The sequence below is a fragment of the Photobacterium sp. OFAV2-7 genome, assembly GCF_022347985.1.
Classification (GTDB): Bacteria; Pseudomonadota; Gammaproteobacteria; order Enterobacterales; family Vibrionaceae; genus Photobacterium.
In genome coordinates this window covers 1-4,741 of record NZ_JAKRFQ010000370.1, presented here as the reverse complement: position 1 = coordinate 4,741, position 4,741 = coordinate 1, and the positions used below count along the sequence as shown (strand labels likewise).

Genomic DNA, 4,741 nt, shown 5'->3' with positions numbered 1-4,741 from the left:
AGGAAGCTTAACTTCCTCACCTTCGGTAAGCTCAGCAAGCTTAATAACCGCCTTGTTATCCTTTACCGAAATTGTCTTGCCACCAGAAAGACGAATAGGCTCACTGACATCATGTGCGAAATGAACCACAACGCCACCTACTTCAGGCATAAACCAGCTTGAGAACATCCCGCCCAGATCAGATAACAGTTTATCCATCTGCGGAGCAAGGGTAGCAATTTCCGCCTGGTTAATACTTTGCCCATAGTCTTTGTTGGCTATAACCTGCATGGAAAGGTCGCAAGTGATTCCATCATCAATCACAAACGTCACATCCGGGTTAGCCTGACGCAGGTTAGAGTCGATGGGAACAACCAGTTCATTGTTCTCGGGGATCACCAACTCTTCGTAGTGTTTTTCTTTGCGCATCGAGCCCTTATGAACAGTACAAACAGTGCCGTCTTCCTGATTTAACAAGAAAAAGGCAATACGCACATCCTCATGGCCTTCTTTGACATTCTGTTTCAGCTTGCCATAGAGCGAGCTATAGCGCATTTCAATATTTTGGGCACTAGCATCCTGAGCATAGACAGACGCTGTGGCAAACATGCCAGCTAAAAGCCAATGGGTTAACTTCATCCTTTATCCTTGGCGCCAATATTTATTGTTATGTTTGATCATGGACTGTATTTCATCTACATATGCCTGACCACGTTCTGAGTAACGGTTTAGCCCTTCAGCTAACTTGGTACCTTCAATAATCTGGCCGGTACGACGCTGAGCCGCTCGAATATCACGCAAATCAGAATAGGCGCGATTTCGGTTCACATTCATGAAGTATGCCTGTACAGATAAATACGCCGAATCAAACACCGCCACTTCATGGGTTGCGCCATTTGTACGTGAAGCTGGTACTAAACCGCAACCCGCACGATAACACCATTGACCAAAATAGTTATTACCTTCAACAGCAAAGCGTGATGTACCCCACCCCGATTCATTGGCGGCCTGGCTTAATACAAGTTCTTCAGGTAGCACATCGACACGTTTCAACATTTCATTGAGCCATGACTTGGCGATAGTTTTAGCCGCACTATCTCCCTCTAGCGCAACCTGATACATTTTGCCGAGCTTGGCCGCGTACTCATACTCTTCACTATCGATCTTATCTTCCGAGTCAAGCTTGGCCTGAATGCTCAACAAAAACTGCCGCTCTCTTTCAACCTGCTTATTCTCATGCTCAACAGCAGGTCGAAGAAAATCAAAGAAAGCTGCTTTCTTCTGGTTTACATCCTTAAAGGTTCTGAAATCGGGTTTGGATGTATATGAAGCTTTTATTTCCGTATCATCGACAGCTTCTGTTAAAAGGTTCTCTGGTGGTGTTTCGCCACAGCCTGCAAGGCCTGTAATCAGCGCCAATAGCGCAAGGTTGTTCCTTGTTGTTTTTATCACGCGTTAAAGACCTCAGAGTCGTCTGATGTTGTAGTGTCGTCGTCACTGCCCTTTTTCATTGAAGTTACCTGCAGCGTAATACCAAACAGATTACGGTAGACAAGCCCCTTAACATTAAAGAAGAAAGGTATTGTCCAAATCAGACCGACGCCGGCTGTTGCAAAAGAAATGAAGAACATGATCAATACGACGAGATAAATCGCAGTCATCGGCATAAGCTTTCTGACTGTTGCAACCAGAGAGTACTGAATCGCTTTCAGCGGAGTAATGCGCTTTTCACACACCAGGATGATCGCCAGGCTAAAGCCCATAGACAGGAACAAACCGATTATCGGGAAAATAGCATTTCCGATCCCCTGCAGCGAGGAAGTCAACAACATGGTCACAACAGAAACCAGGGTAAACGAGAACCCCTTAACCAGGTGACTGGGCTTGGTTGGCAGACCTACAGCATGATTCAACGCCATCAGGCTAACGCCTACATATAGCGGAGCACTCAATACATCTGACCAGAAGTTCGCCATGTAACCAGCTTGAACAATGTCTGAAGAAATCTCACCGCCAGCCACAATGGCTTCAAAAAACAATGAGGCATCACCAAGCTGCACCTGAAGACCAAGCATCAGAAGCGCAACCTGTGCCAGAAACAAGCCGATGATGGCAGGCAGAAACGAGAGGAAATTCTTGGCCGTTACCTTCCAGGCTTCCTGAAGTATTGCAAAAGCCTGAAGTTCAGAGTCCCCCTTCAGGGCTTTATCGATCGAGCCACCGACATGGAAAGTTTTGTTGTTCATTCTGTTTTATCAACTAATCAGTAATCATAGTGACGTGATTGTACGCTAGCCGGCCTCTATATAAAAATCGAACTAGCACTAAATTGTTAAAAAGGTATTAATAAAGCAATCCATTAACCGCTCTCTAAAAGCACACTTCATCAATTATGTTACCGAGTCTGCTTCCAGGTTAGTCTCAACAAAGAATTTCCAGTAGGTTTTTAATCTCTGCTCAATAGCTGTGGTCACTAGCTGAAACAAGGATTAGCTATTGTTTTTATTGTTAAAAATGTCGTTGAACATAGTATTCATTTTAATCGGTTTGCTTATATTTTTTTACCACTGAAAATTAGCAAAAAAAACCATAAAAAAACGCTTTGAATTACTAAGTTAGGAGTCTATTATGCGCCTCCTAAAATTAGCCTTTCTGTTGGGGTGACAAAATGAACCCCCTAGGTGGAGATAACGTAGAATTGAACGCTGCACAAACAACTAAAAAACCAGTGATTCAGCTAAAAGGGCTGAGCAAAGGCTTCGATGGCAAGCAAATCATCACTGGTCTTGATCTGAACGTTAATGATGGTGAATTCCTGACTATCCTAGGTCCGTCAGGCTGCGGTAAAACAACCGTATTGCGCCTCATTGCCGGTTTTGAAAACGCTGATGCCGGTCAGGTGATGATTGCCAATCAGGATGTCACCAAGATCCCAGCTGAAAACCGCCATGTTAATACTGTTTTCCAAAGCTATGCGTTATTCCCGCATATGACGGTATTTGAAAATGTTGCGTTTGGATTGCGCATGCAAAAGGTAGCCGAGAGCGAAATTGAGCCTCGAGTCACTGAAGCGCTATGTATGGTGCAGCTTGAGAGTTTTGCCTCTCGCAAACCTCATCAGCTATCTGGTGGACAGCAGCAGCGTGTCGCGATTGCCCGCGCCGTTGTCAATAAACCAAAAGTACTGCTGTTGGATGAGTCTTTGTCTGCGCTTGATTACAAACTACGTAAGCAGATGCAGATAGAGCTTAAGCAGCTACAGCGTAAACTGGGGATCACCTTTATCTTCGTTACCCACGATCAGGAAGAAGCCCTGTCGATGTCTGATCGCATCATTGTTATGCGTGACGGAAACATCGAACAAGATGGCTCACCCCGTGAAATCTACGAAGAGCCAAAGAACCTGTTTGTTGCACGCTTCATTGGCGAGATCAATGTCTTTGATGCGACGGTTAAAGAGCGTCTTGACGAAAACCGTATTCTGGCAAATGTAGAGGGCCGCTCGTCGCTTCTTCACTGCAAACTGCCCGTTGAGAATGGTGACAAGGTCAAAGTCCTGCTGCGCCCGGAAGATATTCGCCTGGAAGAAATCAATAATGACGAAACGGCGAATGGTATCGTCGGCTATGTACGCGAGCGCACTTATAAAGGAATGACGCTTGATTCTGTCGTCGAGCTGGAGTCTGGCACTTCTGTCATGGTTAGCGAGTTTTTCAACGAAGATGATCCAGACGTTGATCACTCTCTAGACCAAAAAGTGGCGATTACCTGGGTGGAAAGTTGGGAAGTGGTACTTGCAGATGAACAAGAAGCTTAATCTTCAGAACATCATCATTACTGTTATCGTTGGTTGGTTATTACTGTTTGTCTTTATTCCCAACCTGATGATCATCGGTACCAGTTTTCTTACCCGTGATGATGCAAACCTGATAGAAATGACGTTTACGCTCGATAACTATATTCGGTTATTCGATCCGCTTTACGCCAAAGTGATGCTGCACTCGTTCTATATGGCGCTGGTGGCGACCCTGCTCTGCCTGGTTATCGGCTACCCATTTGCCTACGCGATTGCAAAGATGCCAACCAAATGGCGGCCATTTATGTTGTTTCTGGTGATTGTTCCTTTTTGGACCAACTCGCTGATCCGCACCTATGGCCTGAAAATCATGCTGGGAACACGCGGTGTATTCAACAATGCCCTGCTCTATCTCGACATTATCGACAAGCCGATCCGCATTATGTACACCGAGTATGCCGTGATGGTTGGCCTGGTCTACATTCTGCTGCCGTTTATGGTCCTGCCGCTCTATTCGGCAATCGAAAAGCTGGATCATAACTATATCGAGGCAGCTCGCGACCTGGGTGCCAATAAGTTGCAGACATTTACCAAAGTGATCATCCCGCTGACAATGCCGGGCATTATCGCAGGCTGTCTGCTGGTATTATTACCGGCACTGGGTATGTTCTATGTCTCTGACCTGCTTGGCGGAGCGAAGAACCTCTTGATTGGTAATGTCATCAAGAGTCAGGTTCTCAATGCCCGTGACTGGCCGTTCGGCGCGGCAACAAGTATCGCCCTGACCATGGCGATGGCTGTCATGTTGTATGCCTACTACCGTGCAGGCAAGTTGCTTAACCGTAAAGTGGAACTGGAATAATGGGACGCGTATTTAAATTCAGTCTGATGGCTGTGGTGTATGCCTTCCTGTATACACCGATTATTATTCTGATCGTGAACTCCTTTAATGCCAGTAAGTTTGGT

Annotated in this window: 5 protein-coding genes and 1 pseudogene; 3 read left to right on the top strand and 3 right to left on the bottom strand. The window is 45.7% G+C overall.

Annotated features, from left to right (window positions below; all coding sequences use genetic code 11):
- The 3 genes from MHN01_RS16955 to MHN01_RS16945 all read right to left on the bottom strand — a co-directional run.
- Positions 1-618, bottom strand: a 618-nt coding sequence (locus MHN01_RS16955; RefSeq protein WP_239412420.1) for a DUF2987 domain-containing protein, incomplete at its 3' end; no start/stop codon positions are given.
- A 3-nt stretch (positions 619-621) separates the two neighbouring features.
- Positions 622-1,431 carry a glucosaminidase domain-containing protein gene (locus MHN01_RS16950; protein ID WP_239412419.1) on the bottom strand — a complete coding sequence of 270 codons (810 nt, stop codon included), beginning with the start codon at positions 1,429-1,431 and terminating at the stop codon, positions 622-624.
- Positions 1,428-2,225, bottom strand: coding sequence for a hypothetical protein (locus MHN01_RS16945; protein ID WP_239412418.1), 798 nt, complete (start codon positions 2,223-2,225; stop codon positions 1,428-1,430). The genes MHN01_RS16950 and MHN01_RS16945 overlap by 4 nt, the downstream gene beginning before the upstream one ends.
- A gap of 452 nt (positions 2,226-2,677) precedes the next feature.
- On the opposite strand from MHN01_RS16945, the gene potA reads away from it, so the two are divergent.
- The 3 genes and pseudogenes from potA to potC all read left to right on the top strand — a co-directional run.
- A complete protein-coding gene (potA, locus tag MHN01_RS16940) occupies positions 2,678-3,796 on the top strand; it encodes a spermidine/putrescine ABC transporter ATP-binding protein PotA (protein WP_239412421.1) in 1,119 nt (372 codons plus the stop codon).
- Positions 3,780-4,637, top strand: a complete 858-nt coding sequence (potB, locus tag MHN01_RS16935; RefSeq protein WP_239412417.1) for a spermidine/putrescine ABC transporter permease PotB — start codon at positions 3,780-3,782, stop codon at positions 4,635-4,637. The genes potA and potB overlap by 17 nt, the downstream gene beginning before the upstream one ends.
- Positions 4,637-4,741: pseudogene (gene potC / locus MHN01_RS16930) on the top strand (spermidine/putrescine ABC transporter permease PotC); the annotation flags it as partial. The gene potB and the pseudogene potC, both read left to right, overlap by 1 nt.

Coding starts and splice junctions, on each gene's coding strand:
- MHN01_RS16945 (WP_239412418.1), bottom strand. CDS start 2,225: ATGAACAACAAAACTTTCCATGTCGGTGGCTCGATCGATAAAGCCCTG.
- potB (WP_239412417.1), top strand. CDS start 3,780: ATGAACAAGAAGCTTAATCTTCAGAACATCATCATTACTGTTATCGTT.